12 protein-coding genes are annotated in these 17,772 nt (G+C 49.8%); 2 read left to right on the top strand and 10 right to left on the bottom strand.

Annotated elements, in window-relative coordinates; genetic code table 11:
• Nucleotides 1–9: 9 nt before the first annotated feature.
• Nucleotides 10–1,374, bottom strand: a complete 1,365-nt coding sequence (locus DWW52_RS10095; RefSeq protein WP_118715393.1) for a clostripain-related cysteine peptidase — start codon at nucleotides 1,372–1,374, stop codon at nucleotides 10–12.
• Nucleotides 1,375–1,441: 67 nt separating this feature from the next.
• The gene (locus DWW52_RS10090; protein ID WP_148315350.1) at nucleotides 1,442–1,951 is read right to left on the bottom strand and encodes a hypothetical protein; all 510 of its coding nucleotides are present in this window, start codon (nucleotides 1,949–1,951) and stop codon (nucleotides 1,442–1,444) included.
• Nucleotides 1,952–2,815: 864 nt separating this feature from the next.
• Between DWW52_RS10090 and DWW52_RS10085 the strand changes: the two genes are divergently transcribed.
• Both DWW52_RS10085 and DWW52_RS10080 read left to right on the top strand, forming a co-directional pair.
• Nucleotides 2,816–3,934: a hypothetical protein gene (locus tag DWW52_RS10085; protein WP_118715391.1), complete on the top strand. Its 1,119-nt coding sequence runs from the start codon at nucleotides 2,816–2,818 to the stop codon at nucleotides 3,932–3,934.
• 116 nt (nucleotides 3,935–4,050) lie between these two features.
• Nucleotides 4,051–5,700, top strand: a complete 1,650-nt coding sequence (locus tag DWW52_RS10080) for an AMP-binding protein (protein WP_118715390.1) — start codon at nucleotides 4,051–4,053, stop codon at nucleotides 5,698–5,700.
• 81 nt (nucleotides 5,701–5,781) lie between these two features.
• On the opposite strand, the gene DWW52_RS10075 is transcribed toward DWW52_RS10080, so the two are convergent.
• From DWW52_RS10075 to DWW52_RS10040, 8 genes are all read right to left on the bottom strand, one after another.
• The gene (locus DWW52_RS10075) at nucleotides 5,782–7,002 is read right to left on the bottom strand and encodes a metallophosphoesterase (RefSeq protein ID WP_118715389.1); all 1,221 of its coding nucleotides are present in this window, start codon (nucleotides 7,000–7,002) and stop codon (nucleotides 5,782–5,784) included.
• Between the two features lie 88 nt (nucleotides 7,003–7,090).
• On the bottom strand, nucleotides 7,091–8,461 hold the full coding sequence (locus DWW52_RS10070; protein WP_118715388.1) for a DUF4302 domain-containing protein: 1,371 nt from the start codon (nucleotides 8,459–8,461) through the stop codon (nucleotides 7,091–7,093).
• Between the two features lie 12 nt (nucleotides 8,462–8,473).
• Nucleotides 8,474–9,328 (bottom strand): substrate import-associated zinc metallohydrolase lipoprotein, encoded by an 855-nt coding sequence (locus DWW52_RS10065; protein WP_118715387.1) that lies wholly within the window; start codon nucleotides 9,326–9,328, stop codon nucleotides 8,474–8,476.
• 31 nt (nucleotides 9,329–9,359) lie between these two features.
• A complete protein-coding gene (locus DWW52_RS10060) occupies nucleotides 9,360–10,907 on the bottom strand; it encodes a RagB/SusD family nutrient uptake outer membrane protein (RefSeq protein WP_158582555.1) in 1,548 nt (515 codons plus the stop codon).
• Nucleotides 10,908–10,942: 35 nt separating this feature from the next.
• On the bottom strand, nucleotides 10,943–14,554 hold the full coding sequence (locus DWW52_RS10055; protein WP_118715656.1) for a SusC/RagA family TonB-linked outer membrane protein: 3,612 nt from the start codon (nucleotides 14,552–14,554) through the stop codon (nucleotides 10,943–10,945).
• Nucleotides 14,555–14,705: 151 nt separating this feature from the next.
• On the bottom strand, nucleotides 14,706–15,887 hold the full coding sequence (locus DWW52_RS10050) for a FecR family protein (RefSeq protein WP_118715385.1): 1,182 nt from the start codon (nucleotides 15,885–15,887) through the stop codon (nucleotides 14,706–14,708).
• Between the two features lie 101 nt (nucleotides 15,888–15,988).
• A complete protein-coding gene (locus DWW52_RS10045; RefSeq protein WP_118715384.1) occupies nucleotides 15,989–16,552 on the bottom strand; it encodes a sigma-70 family RNA polymerase sigma factor in 564 nt (187 codons plus the stop codon).
• Between the two features lie 251 nt (nucleotides 16,553–16,803).
• On the bottom strand, nucleotides 16,804–17,733 hold the full coding sequence (locus tag DWW52_RS10040) for a calcium/sodium antiporter (RefSeq protein WP_118715383.1): 930 nt from the start codon (nucleotides 17,731–17,733) through the stop codon (nucleotides 16,804–16,806).
• Nucleotides 17,734–17,772 lie beyond the last annotated feature (39 nt).

Genomic DNA, 17,772 nt, shown 5'->3' with positions numbered 1-17,772 from the left:
CTTCATCTTTTAATTTTCACCCGTCCCCCACGGCACCTCGTGAGCGGAACCACTTTCCTCGTCAACCACGACATTCTTCATTTCGTTGACCTTCAAGAACTCGCTCCACCGCGTCACTTGATCGAAACGCGTGAGCGGGTAAATAATGCTGTACGGTTTCAAGCCGGGGTATTCATACTCGTACATGCCCCGTCTCAGGAATTGGATACCGATAGAAATACCGTCCCCCGGCAATTTCCCGTCGGAATCGAAGCACTCCTGCACCACGATCATATCTTTCATGGCCTGCCCGAAGCGGGTTACTTTAGCCGATAGCATGCCATCCCCTATTCCCCTGTCAGCCATATACCTGGCGTAATGCAGCATGTCTATCGTGGTATACCCTCCCGCGAACAAGTACATGGCCGTTTTCTGGGAGTAATCAAACCACAACCAGTCTCGCTCGTCGACCATGGCTTGTTTCCAATCCCGCATCGCCGCGGCAACGGGGGCGAAACTCTCGACCACGGCATCAACCTTCTCCATGTCCGTCAAGGTCAAGTCAAGATTATTCAAACCACACGAATTCTTCCAGTACGTCATCGTGGCGGGAACGTATTCCCGCGCCGCCTCCTCGATACCCGGGTGATTCTCCAACGCCTGCATCAACGAGGCGTAATTCCCGCCCATGTCGGGAGTCAAGTGGGCCGCGGCCAGCACGTAGCGCGTGTAATCCTTCACCTGGTAAAGATTCTCGATCATGTTCATCAGGCAGAGATCCCAGTACAACATGTCGAGCTTCACCCCCGAACGTTTCAACCCTTCCTCCAGCTCGAAAATAGACAGGCACTCGTCGTAGCCGTACTCGTCCTTGCAATTATCATCGTAAACCATGGAGCGTCCCAGGGGTTCGAAATCCGACCAGTCCAGCGGTTGATCCTCGATCGAGAAACCGCTCCCGTGATCCCACAACACGAGGATGTACTTCTTCGCCGGCAACCGTTCCGTGGCATCCTTGATAAAAGCGGCCAGGTTATCGGGATTGTCCATGCGATAACCGGCATCGTGCACCTCCTCGTCCTCCATCCCTTCTTCCCGCATCGTGTAGAGACGAGTTCCCCGTCTCGCCGTGTCCTCCTGGTAATCAGCGGAATATTTCACGAGAGCCGTGAATCGCACTTTCGGGGTATACCCGTAACCGGCCACCTGGTCGAGATTGTAACTTAACCTGTCGTCCAGATTTCCCCCTCCCGTCCCGTACAGCATCACCGTGTAGTCGGCTTCCGGGAGGGGCGGTTCCACGGGAGTAACCTCGTCCTTGTCATCGTGACATCCCGCCAGCAGCGACACCGCCAGCAAGCTACAAATCATCATGAATTTTCTCGTCCTTTTCATCTTTTAGCTTTTAGTTTTTATCTTTTAGCTTTCACGCCCGTTACCATTCCCCGGCAAAATGAGCCGTTCACTCCTTCTTCATCAAATCCTTGATCGTGGTGTCCTGCGTGGTGTCTTCATCAACCATCTTTTTCACGTAAGCCTCGACCTTGTTCTTGCCAACCGTGAGAGAATTGTTCACAAGGCTTGCCGAACCCGTTGCCCCGTTAGACCCCTTGACCGAGTAAGACACTTCTCTCGCGAAAGTATACGTCTCCTTGGTCAATTCAACATCAATATAAGAACCGTAAGTCAGGTCGAAATAAATTTTCCCATCCTCGTCCAGACCTTCCACGGTAATAGACAAAGGTAGTTGACTCGCCTTTTTCAATTCGACGACCTGTTCTTTGCCATCCTTATCGGCATAAGTCACGATAAAACTTCCAAAAGTGAAGAAATCATCACTGATCTTGTTCACGGAATAGGTCACCGAATACGTCACTGTTCCAGGTTCTTCTTCCGGTTCGGTCGTGGAATCATCGTCTTTGTCACATCCCGCGAACAGGACAACTAGCATTGATAATAAAAAAAATCTCATTTTCATTTGTTTAAGTGTTATTATTCAATTAATTAACTCATTCGATCATTCTTGACCAGTTGAATGAAAAAAATGGATATTAAAAGAACCAAGCAGGGCAGACTCACACCCACCCCAACTGGTTCATAGCCACTTACCACACACGCTGACTATATCGTTACCTTTCCTCGTTCTTGTATCACTATATGATCGTTTATTGATAAAAAAGATATCTCCATATTACATTTATCGACAATTTTATAATCATTTGATTATTAAAAGTGGAAAACATAACAAAAACATTGTCTATTAGCAAAAATGTTAATATATTTGTAACTCAATAAACGATCATTTAATAATCTCTCTAACACTCTAAAACGATCGTCCGGGCATCACATTTTTCATTTTATCAAAATTTAAGCTATATGGGTTGTTAATCATTCCACGATCACCCCGAAAATCACGCGCCGGCTATCCACGGGCAACACGTGATTTTTTACCGGTATATTATCATTATTTAACTAAAAAAGTACTGTATATACACCAGTAAGATACCAGTAGAATACCAGTAAAATACCAGTAGAATACCCCCTCTAGCCCACGCCTGGCGCGGGCTGTAGAGATATTTAAAATAGGTGAATATATGTTATAATAAAAACACCGTTTTAACTTAAAACGGGTGTTATTGCAAAATTATGTTTTCATTGCTAAAAATAAAATAAAAATAATCCGTTTTTCTCTTGGTTATCGCTCGCGAATGTCATACTATTGCATTATCGAACACGGCGGGAGCGGCAGTTTCCCGACCGGAAGGAGGGCGGGTCGCCGGTTACCGACGGGTTGTCCCAGTATATTAAAAATTGTTTAACATTAAAACTAAAAGTTATGGCAAAAGCACAACCATCTCTTTTTTGGAACATGCGCAACAGCCTCGGCCAGTACAAGATTACCGACCAAGGCCAGGGAAAGGTGATCGTCAGCATGAAGGGGGGAACACCCACCTTCGTCGACCCGGTGGACGAGGAAAACCGCGACATCCGCATCAAGGGATTCAGCGGCAGCGGCCACCTGTCGAGCGTGTTGAAAAACGTGATCGACCTCGGCTACCGCGAGGTGAAACGCCCGAGCCTCCCCGTGAATCTCTTCGTCGAGGACAACGCCCTGACGCTCTGCACGGCACGCCGCGACGAAAAGGGGAAAATCGTGAAAGAGTACGACTACCTCGTGATGAAAGTGGCTAACGGGACACTCGACCCGGAGACGGTGACCGCGACGTACGACACCGAGTCGCGCACCTTCATGCTCACCCAGGAGGGCGAGGTGATCATCGGTGGCCGGGCCAGCGCCGACGACCAGTTGTACGCCTGCATCTTCGAGAGCACCAAGGAACACGTGATGCTCCAAGAGCTGAGGACGCGGGGCGAGTCGGGTTCCACCGTCATCAGTCTCCCCAAAGGCTGGGACTCGGAAGCGATCTTTATCTACGTCTTCGTCAACTCGACACGCGAGCGACTCTCCTCCCCGTCGACACGCGCCTACCCCGCCCCGACGGAAGCCGAGCTACTCGAAGCGCGGCTGGTCGAGCTACAAAAAGAAGAACTAGAGAGAAAACGGGTGGCCGCGCTCGACACCGTCATCGACCGCAAGCAACGGGTCGTCGAGGCCATGCTATCCGCCCGCGAAACCTCGTTCAAGGCACGGGAAGACGCTATCGCTGCCGGGAAAACTCCCCGCGAGGCACGGCAGGAAGAAACCCGCGTCTACGACGAGTTAATGGAAGCCTTCCACGCGACCGAGACCGAGGAAGACGACGCCCAGATCGAGGCCGAGGAACGCACCGCCATCGAAAAAAGGGAACGCGAGGAGAAAGCCCGCCAGAAGGCAAAGGAGCGCCGCCGGGCTATCGCCGCCCGCGTTGCCGCTGAACGCGAGGAGGAACGGGAACTCCGCCGCCTCGAAAAAGAGGAAAAGAAAAAGAGACTCGAAGAGTTGAAAAAATCATGAACGAAGGCCGCGTGAAAACGCGGCTTTCCTCTTGATTAACCCACCCGCTTCACGCCCGTTTCGTTATCTCGAAAAATATTCGTAACTTTGAAGTTCGTTTGAAAACAATTTGACAAATGGAAGAAAGTTTTATTCATTATATAGAGAGTAGTATCAAGGAAAACTGGGATCGTCCGGCATTGACCGACTACCAGGGAGTAAATTGCAACTACAAGGATGTTGCCCGGAAAATCGAGAAATTACACATCCTGTTCGAGCACGCGGGCATCAAGAAAGGCGACAAGATCGCCTTGTGCGGCAGGAATTCCACCAACTGGGGAATCGCTTTCCTCGCGACGCTCACGTACGGGGCCGTCGCGGTACCGATCCTCAACGAGTTCAAACCCGACAACATACACAACATCGTCAATCACTCGGAAGCACGCCTGCTCTTCGTGGGTAGCGTCGTGTGGGAAGGATTGAACGAGGCATGCATGGAAGCGCTCGAAGCCATCGTCAGCATGGAAGACTACTCGCTCATTGTGTCGCGAAGTCACGCCCTGACGCTCGCGCGGGAACGCCTCAACGAGCTATTCGGGAAGAAATTCCCCGACCGTTTCCGCCCGGAAGACGTCACCTACGAGCGTGACAAGCCGGAAGAACTGGCCATCATCAACTACACGTCGGGAACCACCAGTTTCTCGAAAGGGGTCATGCTCCCCTATCGCAGCCTCTGGTCGAACCTCGCCTTCGCGTTCGGCGTGTTCGGCAAACAACCCGGCGAGCAGGTGATATCCATGCTTCCCATGGCCCACATGTACGGGCTGGCCTTCGAGTTCATCTACGAGTTCGCCAGCGGGGCCCACGTGTTCTTCCTGACGAGAACCCCGTCCCCGAAAATCATCGCCGACGCGTTCGCCACGGTAAGACCCAACCTGATCATTTCCGTACCGCTCATCATCGAGAAAATCATCCGGAAAAAGGTATTCCCGGCGCTCGAGAAACCGCTGATCAAGCTCATGCTCAACCTGCCGTTGCTCGATAAAAAGGTGAAAAACTCCATCCGCCAGAAAGTGATCGACGCTTTCGGCGGTAACTTCAAGGAATTGATCGTCGGCGGGGCGGCCCTTAACCGGGAGGTGGAAGAATTCTTGCGATCCATCGACTTCCCGTACACCGTGGGCTACGGCATGACCGAATGCGGCCCGATCCTCTCGTACGCCGGCTGGGAAACTTTCAAGAAGGGATCGTGCGGGCGACCGGTTCCCCGGATGCAACTCAAAATCGACTCGCCCGACCCGGCACACGTCGTCGGGGAAATACTGGCCAAGGGCGACAACGTCATGAGCGGTTACTACAAGAACGAGGCCGCCACCCACGCCGCGTTCACCCCCGACGGGTGGCTCCGCACGGGAGACCTCGGGTTGATCGACGAGGAAGGCAACCTCTTCATCAAGGGACGCAGCAAGAACATGATTCTCGGCCCCAGCGGGCAGAATATCTACCCGGAAGAAATCGAGGATCACCTCAATAACCTACCTTACGTGAGCGAATCCATCGTGGTCGAGAAAGAAGGCAAACTGATCGCCCTCGTCTATCCCGATTTCGAGGCCATCAACGCCGACAACAAGAACTCCGACGAGGCCATTAACGCCATCATGGAGGAAAACCGGAAGCAGATCAACGAAACTCTCCCGGCCTACAGCCAGATCGCCAAAATCAAGATATATAACGAGGAATTCGAGAAAACACCCAAGAAAAGTATCAAGAGATTTTTATATCAATAACGGCCGGGCCGTTATTGATAGTTACAGGTTGCAGGTTACATTCGCCTTCGGCAAGTTACAGGTTCGTCTGTTACAAGTTTCTCACCCGAGCGCGGGCAACTTGTAACTTGCAACTCGCCGAAGGCGAATGTAACTTGTAACTTGATTTTCGACAAAGGCAAACCTCACGGGTTCACCTTTATCGAAAATCAAATATAAACGCCCGCCCTCGATCAGGATACCCCTGCCCTTGCCTGCCAGGCGGTTCTTCTCGTTGTTCACGTTCACGGCCACCACCTTACCGTCGAAAAACGGGGTCACGTCATCGAAAATCGTGTGGCCCACGAAGATACGTTTGACACCATACCGTGCCAGAATCCGGTCGACGTCCTCCGCCGTGACGGGACGGTATTTCGGATCATCCTTCACCATGCCCCGGAACCAGAAGGGTCCCCGGTCGCGATAGATGGAATCGGACAAGGCGGATAACGCCTGCCGCTCCTTCTTGGAGAGGAATATTGATTTGCCGACCTCCTCGTTTACCACTTCCACGGGAGTTCCCAACCCGGTAAACTCGTTGCTCAACCCGGCATGCACGAAAAGGTTGTCGCCCACGATCTGGATCAGGTTGCGAGTCCGCAGCCAACGCCCCAGCTCGCTGTCCTCGTGCCACAAATCGGTGTATTCCACGCCCAGTTGCTTGGCCAGGTTCTTGTACTTGTCACGGGTATATTTCAAGTTGCCGCGCAGCACCATTTCCTCGTGATTTCCCAGCATGAAAACCATCGCTCCACCGGCTTCCCGCGCTTCCTCCTCCAACTTGTACATCAGCCAGAAGATCGGCAGCACGTCCTTCCCCCGGTCAAAGATATCACCGATGACAATCACCTCGTTCTTGCCGTACGTCCACTCGTAACGCTTCCCGATCACCCCGTTATTGCGCAACACGGAAATAAAGCTCTCCAGATCGCCGTGCGGGTCGGAAATAACGAGTGTCTTCTCCCGTTGTCCCGTCTTCCAGGCCGGACGCTCGATCGGGTGCAGCTTCACCCGGAAACGGTGGTTCCCCTTCTGGGAAACGACATCCAGCGAGAAATTCTTCGGGATCTTGTCCAACACCTTGTCTCGCAGCTTGCCGTTCTTGTCCACCCGGATCACCCGCACACGGCCCGCCTTGTCGTATAACACGTACGGCCCGTCAACCGGGGCCGCTTGCCCCTTTTTATTCCCCGTTTTCCCCGGCTCGTCACAATACCCGAACCCGGAAATAAAACTAAAGAATAACCAAAAAACGAATACTTTTATCATGTTTACTTTGTTCATGTTGATTGTTTTACGCAAGGAATGGGTAGAAGTTCGCTTTCATCTTAGAACTCCCCCCAAACCTGCATCACACCCGTCAAAAACACGCTTAATTCACCACTTTCAACTTCCACCACTGTTCCGGGTTCTTGATACTCCGGAACCAGTACGTGTCCTTGTAATCCCGGATCACCGTGAATCCACTGGAGGAGAAGAAGAAATTCTTACGCATGGAAGTGACATTAGCGTGTCCCGTGTAATCCCCCCGGTTAGCCCAAGGCGACGGGTTGTAGGAATTCGTCGCTTTCGAGCCGCTGCTATTCTTGAACACCACGCGGTCAAGCGAGCCATCCAGCATATCAAACGTGTCGAACCCGTAACGATAATACTTATCCACCCCTTCCTCGACACAACGGAACGAGAAGGCTCCCGGGTTTTTATCGTTATAATCCAGTATCACCATGAACTCCCTGAAGTTCGGGCGATCAGCGATCAACTCGTCCCATAAAGCTTTCAAATCATCGCTCATGTCCACGACCTTGTACCAGCTGATTCCCTTGCTATCCTTGTTCTCGGAACGGAATAACTCGACCGCGCGTTTGCCAGGGTCTTGCTCGAAAGTCGGGATTTGTTCCGGTGTCAGGTTCAACGGGATATCCACGACAACACCGACGCGGATGGCATGCTCCGGGTCATTCGACTCGAAAGCCCGGTTATTCCCGGACGTGCCCTCGACCAATGTCAACGCGTCGAAAGAAACACCCTCGATTTCCACGCGCTTGCTGAACTGACACCCGTTGTCGGTCAACAGGTAAGGCACGGACACGGTGATCAAATCCCCGTCACTCCTGTACGTGATCGAACAGACGTGCGACAAGGAATCGAGGGACATCGACGAGCCTTCATTCTCTTCCCCGTTAACGTACAATTGCCACAACTCGTAGGCCCCGGTCGTGAACAAGTCCTGCACGGCGGGTAAATTGCCGACAGACTCCCAATCGGCAGCCGTGGCCCGAACCAGCGCCACTTCCACCCGGTTCTTCTTGCCGACGAGTTTTATGGAATCGTCCGCCACGGAACGGATCACGAACTCGAAATCACCCTCCAGTCCCTTGGAAAGACTCACGTACTGGGGATCGGCCAGGATATGCAACGGGCTGTAAGAATCGAAAGAAAGAATCGCGCTCTCCTCCATCGTCAATTTATAGGAATAATTCCCCGCCCGCCGGGCGATATCGGCCAGCATATCCACGCGCCCCTCGTCCTTGAAGGAGAACAGGAAGGTGTAGCCCCCGTACGTCCCGGCTTTCGGGTAGTATACCAGTTTCCAGCCCTCGGGGGAAGCTTTCAGGGTTTTATTGCAATTAGCCAGGTAAGCCTGTCCTCTCGCGTCCGACGACTCGGAGAACACCCGGTCATCATCGGTACAAGCCACCACGAGCAGCAAGCTTGTAATCCATAAATATATATATTTTCTCATAGGTCTTCCGTTTTATTCATTAGTACCGTGTAACACTTTCTGAACCGCTTTCTCCGCCCTATCCTGCAAAGAATAAAGATCCAGATTCCAAACCTCCTGGTAATAATTCAGGATCATGTCGAACTTGTCTTCCAGCATCTTTTTAGCCTCGTCCGTGGCCGGTTTCTGTAACAACGCGTCCCACTCCTCCCGGCTACAAGAAAGCATCGTGGCCACCATCTCGGCCACGTCGATATTCGGCTCGCTCATGGCGTAGGGCGTGATGAACCCGGCGTCGTAAGCCTCTTGGGCCTTCACGTTCTTCCACTGCTCCACGTACCCGCCGGAGATGGACTCGTACTCCTTCGGGAATTCCTGCGTCAGGACGGCGACGATGGCGAAAGCACCGTGGATGGACGACATGTATTTCTTTAACCTCGCGCTATCGCTCTCCGAGAAATTGTTCACGGCGTAAAGAACGATCTGGTGCTCGCTATCAGAGGCCCCTTGCGTGAACGAACCGTCGTCGTTGTAACGGGCCGAACCGATGAACACCACTTGCTTGGGAGATATCCGGTTGAAGAACGTCTTCCCCCCTTCCTCCACGTAAGGCTCCACCCACATGGTCTTCAACGCCCGGGCCAACTCCCACGCCTTCCCTTCCTCCGGCGGCGTGAGGTTGTATCCCAGACCGGTCTGGGAATCCTCCCACTTGTACACGATCTCTATATTATAAGGCTTCACGAAGTTTTCCAGTAGCCACAAATCCACTTCCGTTCGATCTCTCTCGGAGGTATCGAAAATGGAGGGCCCCAAATCATCATCCGAGCAAGCAGCCAGTGTGAACAGCATGATCCCGGCAAGTAATTGTAAAATATATCTTTTCATGATCTTCTAGTTTAACCGTTAAAACAATCATCTATCTCGGGTTGGGTTCCACGCCGAACCCTTGGGCTTCCGTGGGAATTTGCACGGCCCGGCGCAAATCGTCTTTCGCCAGCGTGATCGGGGCCATGTCCGAATCCCGGAAGGTGTGAGTCACGGGTAAATGGAAGCGCTTGATGTCAAACCAGCGCAATCCCTCCTGCAAGAACTCTTTCCGACGCCAGTCCACGATACATTTCAAGATGGACATCTGATCCTCGTCGATCTCGCTCGCGTAGAACGGTTCCACGTCGGGGAACAATTCCGGGAGATCATCATAAAAGTTCTTGATCTTCTCCAACGTGGCTTGATAAGGCGTGAAATCGGCGTTAATATCCTCCGGGTTAACCCGCACCCGTTCTTTCAACAAGATATTCACGTCGATCAGGGCCGAGTCGAACTGGTGTTTCATCGTGTAGGCCTCCGCCCGGTTCAACAAAGCCTCTTCGCCGGATAATAACGCGGCGAAACAATAGCCCTTACCGGTCGTCGAACCGACGGCATTGTACTTGAATTGCTCCTTGAATTTACGCATCTGGCAAGCCTGAGAAGCCGTGTAAGTCGAATACACGTAATAAGTACAGCTTGAACCGGATCTCCCGCAAACCGTCTCGGTCAACAACTCCGTGCTCAGTTCCTTGGTCATGCCGAAACGCAAACTGGTAGAACTGAAATCACGCGCCCACCAACTGCAACCGCCAACGAACAGGATCACGGATTGCTCGGCCGACGTGAAATAATTCTGCTGATAGTAGTCTTTATCCGACACGTTAAATTGCTTCCCTTTCAAGTCGCGTATTTTCTTCACGGGATTGTTACCCAACGCCCGGGTCGCGTAAGTGATCACCTTGTCCCACTCGCCCTTGTACAGGTAGAAACGAGCGGCGAACGCGGCCGCGGCGGCTTTCGTGAAGTGATATTTCGGGGCCTCGTAAGATTCGTCCTTGATCAACGGTAATCCTTCCAACAGGTCCTTTTCGATCAACTCGTACGTCTCCTTCAACGTGTTGCGCTTGTAATAAACGATGGGCACCGTTTCCGGCTCCGTGCAATAGGGGATCCCCAGCATGGATTCCGCCCCGTTGGGAACGTAATGCTCGGCGAATATATTCACCAGCAAGAAATGGTTGAACGCCCGGCAAAGCAGGGCTTCACCCTTGGCCTCCGCGTACTCGGGAGTATCACCCGCTTCCCTGATCGCCCGCAGGGCATGATTGGCCGCGGCAATGGCATTATAGTAGCCGGTCCAGATATACGTCGGGGTGTCCTGCCCGGTCTGCGATCCCGGCTCCCAGTAATACATCTCCTCGTTCAGAATCGACCGGCTGTGCGTCCCGGTCACAACCCGCTCGCCAACGTTATCACTCATCACCTCGCACACGTGGTAATAATGACAATCGGGGTAAGCCGATACCAACAGTTCCTTCACCGCCTCGGGGGTATCCAATACCGTACGATTGTCGGGTACTACATCCAGGAAAGAGTTACAGGCCGAGGCAAACAACAACATCATTCCTCCGGTTATTATCTTATATGCTTTCATACTTTCTGTGTTTAATTCAAAAACTACTTTCATCATCAGAAACCTACCTTCAAGGCAAAGGTTACTTGTCTCGGAACGGGCATGGCCACACCTCCGGAACGGAAGAACTCGGGATCCTGCCCGTGTAACTTCTTGTCCCTGTAAAGCAAGGCCACGTTGGAAATCATGCATTTCAACTGAACGGAACTTAACCCGACACTCTTCATCCAGCGTTTCGGGAAGCGATAGGCCAGGCTGATGTCTTTCAGGCGGATGAACGAACCGTCGGCTATCCGCACGTTCGAGTAGTTGTAAGCGTTGTACGCCACCTGGTACTCGTTCTTCGGGCGCTTGTATTGTCGCCGGGAAAGAATAGCAGGAATGTTCGTTTTCAACTCGTCACCCGGCAACACCCAACGATCGGAGAATTCATTCGGCATGGCGTCCAGATCGGAATAATCGTAATGATAATAACGATGCAAACGGATCTTGTTGCCAAACTGGTAATTGACAAACACGTTTAACGTGAAATTACTGTAACTAAACGTGTTACCGAAGCCTCCGAAATACTTGGGATCAACGGGACCTTCATATTTCAGGAAGTCAATCTTGATCGTCTCCTGAAAATTCACGTCCCCGGTAACAACTTCCCCGTTCTCGTTGAGAGAGCGCGGGATTCCCTCGTCGGACAAGCCCATGTAAGGAATCGAGAATATACCCCGAACCGGGTAACCTTCCCGCGGGCTTCCTTCCGCTTTCACGAAGTCGATGACCCGCGGACGGGATTTGAGGTCTGTCACCTCGTTCTGGTTATAGGAGAATGTCAAGTTACTTGACCATTTAAAAGCTCCCTTATCAAAGTTCTTGGTGTTCAACGTGAATTCCACGCCATTCGATTTCATGTTGGCAAAATTAGCCTTCTTCGAAACCTCACCACCGATACCGGAAGTACGTATGTTACCGATCAGGTCGAACCCTTTCCGCCAGTAAGCGTCAAACGTCAGGCTGATCCGGTTGTCCAAAACTCCCACGTCTACCCCCACATTGAACTCGTACTGCTTTTCCCAAGTTAACTCACTATTCTCCAACGAACTAATGTATATCATGTTCTCTTTATCACTTTGAGTAGGCCGGAAAGTGGCGTCATTGTAGTACACGGGAAGCGAGTTGCTGGAAGAACCCATGCTGGCCGTAAGACCGTAAGTCGCCCGCAAGGTCAGGCGGGATATCTTTTCCACCGACTGCATGAATTTCTCGTTGTAGATATGCCACGCGCCACTCACGTTCCACGTCGGTAACCAACGAGCGGAACGGGATTTTCCCAGTTTATTGGAACCGTCATAACGCCCGGTTAGATTGAACACGTACAAATCGTTGTAACTGTACCCGGCAGTGGCGAAGAAGGCCACGAAACGATCGTAATTCTCGTCCATCCCGTAGAAGTTTACCCCGTTTTCAATCTGTTGTTTGATGATCCTGTAATCAATGAAAGGAACTCCACCACGATCCCACTGGTAACCGAAACCATTGAAGAAAGAGGACTTGCGGTTGGAATAACGCACCTCTTCCCCGGCCATCACGTTCAACGTGTGAAGCCCGCCGTTAAAGGATGTGTTATAATTGACCATGGCCCGTTGATAGTAGTTCAACAAATCATTCTCTTTCCGGTTGTAGAATCCACCCTTCGGCATAACGACCTCTTTGGGATAACCGGGACGCTCCGGGTCATCGTACAAGAATTTGTTGTACTTGCGGATATAGGCATTCGACGCCGAACGATAAGCCTCGGCCGCGTTGGATTGCTCGTGAATACGGTGTTCACGGGTCGTTTTCACGTAACGAACGGCCCCCAACGCTTTTATCTCCAGACCTTTCAAGGGACGAACTTCTAATTCTGCCTGGAACTTCGTATCCATCATGTTTATTTTCAAACGATTATTATCCAACTCGTTCAATATGCTGAACGGGGTGTAATTCATCATGTAGTACTCGTAATTCCCGTCATCATCATAAGCCCGCATGGCCCGGCTGGTGTTCAAGGCGTAGCTGAACGGGTTGATGTCAAAATCACGCTCGAATGTACCGGAAACGGCATTCGTTCTCCGGCTGTTGGTCCCGGGAGCTTCCTGCATACGGATGGAAGCGTTGGTTACCAGATTCAAGGTGATCCATTTCTTTATGTCAAACGAAGCGTTCATGTTGGCCGTGTAACGATTTACCTTATCCGCGATCGTCCAGCCCCCGTCATTGAAGTAACTCAAGGAAGCGTAGAATTTGGACTTGTCGGAACCGGATGTCAAACTCAAAGAGTGAGACTGTTGCAACGTGTTACGAAACAGGATATCAAACCAATCCGTGTTGGCCATTTCATATTTCCGCAAGAAAGCGGCCTTCGCCTCCGGGGTATTCTGTAAACCGAAACCGGTTTCCGGATCGTAGGAATTGATCGCCGTCGCCATTTTCCAGTAAATACCTCCACTGGAACTGTTCAGAACGGAAGCGTAGTTTAACCACCCCTTCTCTTCCATTTCCTTGTAAACCATCATTTGCTCTTGAGAGTCCATGATGTCAAACTGGGAATAAGAGGGTTTCATACGTACCGTGAATTCCCCGCTATAATTCACCTTCATCGTTCCCTTCTTTCCTTTTTTAGTCGTGATCACGACCACGCCGTTCATCGCCCGGGCCCCGTACAACGCCGTTGCCGAAGCATCTTTCAATATCTGGAATGACTCGATATCATCGGCATTTAACCCGGCGATGGCCGAACTGATCAGGGTTTCCGTGTCGCCCGAAGAAAGATCATCCACGGACATTTCAACCACATCTTCCAATACCAACCCGTCAATTACCCACAACGGTTTCTGGTTTCCATAGATGGACGAGGCTCCCCGTACCCGCAGTTTCGGCGAGGCCCCGAAAGTTCCCGACACGTTCTGTATCTGAACTCCCGCCGCTTTTCCCTGTAACATCCGGCTGATGTCGTTGGAACCTTCCACCATGGCATCCTCTCCCTTCACGATATCCGCGGCACCGGTAAATAATTTACGGTCTATTTTCTGATAGCCGGTAACCACGACCTCATCAATGCTCTTTATTTCTTCTCTTAAAACAACTCTTTTCAAGGTTGTCGAGTCGGAAGCCGGAATCAAGCGGCTCTCGTAACCGACGAATGAGATTTCCAGCAATACTTTCATGTTGGGGACTTTTATCGAGAACTGGCCATTTATGCCCGTCACCGTCCCCCGCATAACTCCTTTATTATCATTCTCTTTTCCCTCCTTCACTTTTATCGTCGCCCCGGGTAGAGGATCACCGCTCTCGTCAACGACCATTCCCTTTATCACGATCTCGCCTTGTTGTTTCTCGTCCCTCCCGAACAGGATGATCGTGTGGTCTTTAATCCGAAAAGAGATATTCGAATTCTTCAGACATTCCTTCAGAATCGTCTCGATATCTGTCTGTTTCATGTGTAACGTGATATTCTTTAATCCCATTACCATCGCGTCATTAAAGAAAAAGGTAAAATCCGACTGGTTTTTCACCTGCTCCATGAATTGAGCGAAATTTCCGTTATCCAAACTTATATCCAATTTAACCTGCTGGGAGTATGCAGCCCCGAAAGATTGGTAAATCGTGAACATAAGGAGAAGTAAAGTTACCTTCATAATCCGACATGTTTTTTTTAATGACCCGTACTTAGGAGGGTCATATTCTCCGTTTTTTTTCATACATTTGTAACGTTTAAGTTATTATTGCTGATAAACTTATTCTTGGGGCAACTCGTGTTACAGCACAGGTTGCCTCGTTTTTTATTATTCAATATACAATTATAGTTCGATCCTCTACCCGAAATCGCACGGATTGCGTGGTCTCGATAATATCCAGAACCTCCGAGAAATCCTCGTACTTCTTCGCCTCCCCGGTAAAAGTTACATCTTTCAGTTCCTCGCGGGAAAAAACGACATCCACGTTATACCAACGAGCCATGTGATGTAGTAAATCCTCCAGACGAATGCTCTTGAACACCATGCGCCCTTCCCGCCAGGCCGTGTACATTTCCACGTCCACATCCTGTTTTGTTAGTTTTCCGTTGATCAATGTTCCCTGTTCTCCCGGTTCCAGACGTACTTTATCATCCGAATCCCGGACTTTCAGTTCTATTGATCCCCGTACCAAGGTGGCCACCGTAGCGTCGTCATCTTTATAGGCATAGACGTTAAACGCAGTTCCAAACACTTTCACGCGGGCTTCTTCGGTCTCTACCACGAATTGCTTTTGTTTATCGTGAGAGACATCGAAAAAGGCTTCCCCTTCCAAATATACCTTCCGCTTATCGCCCACGAATTCCACCGGATAGCGTAAACGGGTCTCCGCGTTCAACCAAACCCGCGTTCCATCACTCAGCATTAAAGAGAATTCCCCGCCTCTCGGAACCGTGATCGTGTTGAATTGTTCTTTTTGCTTCACTTTCGTCCCGTCGACCCGGTATTTGATGATACCCGAATCCTGTTTGATTATCACACCATTTTCCTGTTTTATGTTGCACGAGCGATCGGAAGTTAATAATATCTCTTCCCCGGAAGCCAATTGAAGGGTCGCTGTCGGTTTCCCGGCCGGAATGACTCTCGCGGTTACCTGTGTTTTGTTGATTTCCGGTAATTTATCATTCGAGCGAAAGTACACGTAAAGCCCGACGAACAACACGATCACCGCCGCATAGCGAGTCCAACGAATCACACGTCTCCTTTGTCTCATCCGGCTCTCGCTCTTTTTCCGTTCCAACAAGTTTTTCAGGGCTTCCTGCCAGTTAATTCGCTCGTAAGCCCGCACTTTCCCCGAAGTAATCTCTTCACGTATCAACTTATCGAACAAATCTTTGTGACGAGGAGATTCCGCGAGCCAACGTTCCAGTTGCTCTTTCTCCGCATCAGATATATTTCCCAGTATGTACCGGGAGATTATTTCTGACACCTGAAAAGTTTTATCCTCTGTATTCATATATATATTTTTATTCGCGTTCTATGAATAAAACACCACAGGAAATAAAACGGGGGGATGAAAAAGAAGAAAAATAAATTATTTTATCGGGGAAATTAAAATCAGAAGAAAATTGGCACGAAAAAACCTAGCCCAAGAACCTGTAAACGAACGCTTAACCGCTTCTTTCCTTCTTTCTTGTATTCTTTTGCCGTGTCAAGCGAGATTCCCATTTTTTCCGCGACTTCCGAGATTTTATACCCCTCCAGCGATAACAACATCACATTCCGGTATTGCCGGGGAAGTTCCTGAACCACTTCCATCACGCGGGAATAAGCGTCTTCCTCCATCACCCGGTCCCAGAAAAGATCGACATCATCACACTCCCGTAACACGAAAGCCTCGTAGCGTCCCTTTACTTGCTCGTGGCGAATGTAATTGGCACACCGGTTTTTCACGGAAGAATAAAGATATACTTTCAAGGCCGTGATGTTTTCAAACTCTTTTTTTTGTCCCAACATGGAGATAAAAAACTCTTGAACGATATCTTTTGAAGCTTCCTCGTTACTGATGTATTTACTGGCAAAAAGTACCATGGGTACGTAAAACTGTTTATACAATAAGGTATAAGCAGTATCATCATCCTTGGCTAAATGTTCTAACAGTATCTTTTGCTCGTTCTGCATGAAATCTCGTAATCACATGATTTACAAAAACAAATACATCATCAACAAACGTTCATTTAATGCAATCAAATTTAAAGAAAATAACTTATCTATCCCAAGAAAACTGGCATTCTTTTTATCGTTGATAATGATTTTGTTAACAAAATAAGTAACAATTTACCATTATTAAGAATACATTCATTTTTAACTATCATTAAATGAACGTTTTATGATATAGAAAAATCTGCATCATAACAAGTTGTTAAACTGTATCACACAAGCAGATACACCGTGTATGCAACATAAATAATAAACAACACAACGCCCTCTCCTCGCCCTATCTTGAAGCCTGTACGCATAAAAGGTAAAAGAATCAAAGATGATCCGAACATCACACCCATATCCAACCAGTTTATCTGGTTTGTCTCCACGGGAGTTATCGTTGCGGTCAGTCCTAACACGGCTAGAAGATTGAATATATTTGACCCGACCACGTTACCGATCGCGATATCCGTACGCTTTTTCATGGCAGCAACCACGGAAGTTGCCAACTCCGGCATACTCGTCCCGGCAGCCACGATAGTCAACCCGATCACGGCTTCACTCCATCCCAACGCCTTGGCTATACTCACGGCGTTATTCACAAGTAGATCCGATCCCCAAACCAGCAATCCCAACCCGATAATCACGAATACCACATCCAGTATCCAACTCTTCGTCACCTTAATTTCCTCTTCACCCTCGGTCACTTCCCCCCGTTTAGCTTTATACACGCAATATATCATATAAGCACATATCCCGACAAAGAACAATATTCCAGCCCACCGTCCGAAACTACCATCATGAAATATCAACACGAACAACAACGTGGCCACCAGCATCACGGGCATATCAAAACGAACCAACCGGGGATTCACCCGCAACGGATAGATCATGGCAGAAATTCCAAGAATAGCACAAACATTGAATATATTCGACCCCATGACATTTCCCACGGCAATACCCGAATTACCAACTAATGCCGATTGCACGCTAACGAGCAGCTCCGGCGCACTCGTTCCGAACGCCACCACTGTCAATCCCACGACCAAAGGGGATATCCCGAAACGCACGGCCAATGAAGAACTACCTTTTACCAAGAAATCAGCCCCGAAATAGAGCACTACCAACGACACAAGAACAAGAAGTACCGGAATCAACATAGAAATTAAAAGTTAAAAGTTAGAAACTAAAAGTTATCG

Origin of the sequence: Odoribacter sp. AF15-53, from assembly GCF_003479425.1 — a bacterium.
GTDB lineage: Bacteria > Bacteroidota > Bacteroidia > Bacteroidales > Marinifilaceae > Butyricimonas.
This window is presented reverse-complemented; position numbering and strand designations above follow the sequence as displayed.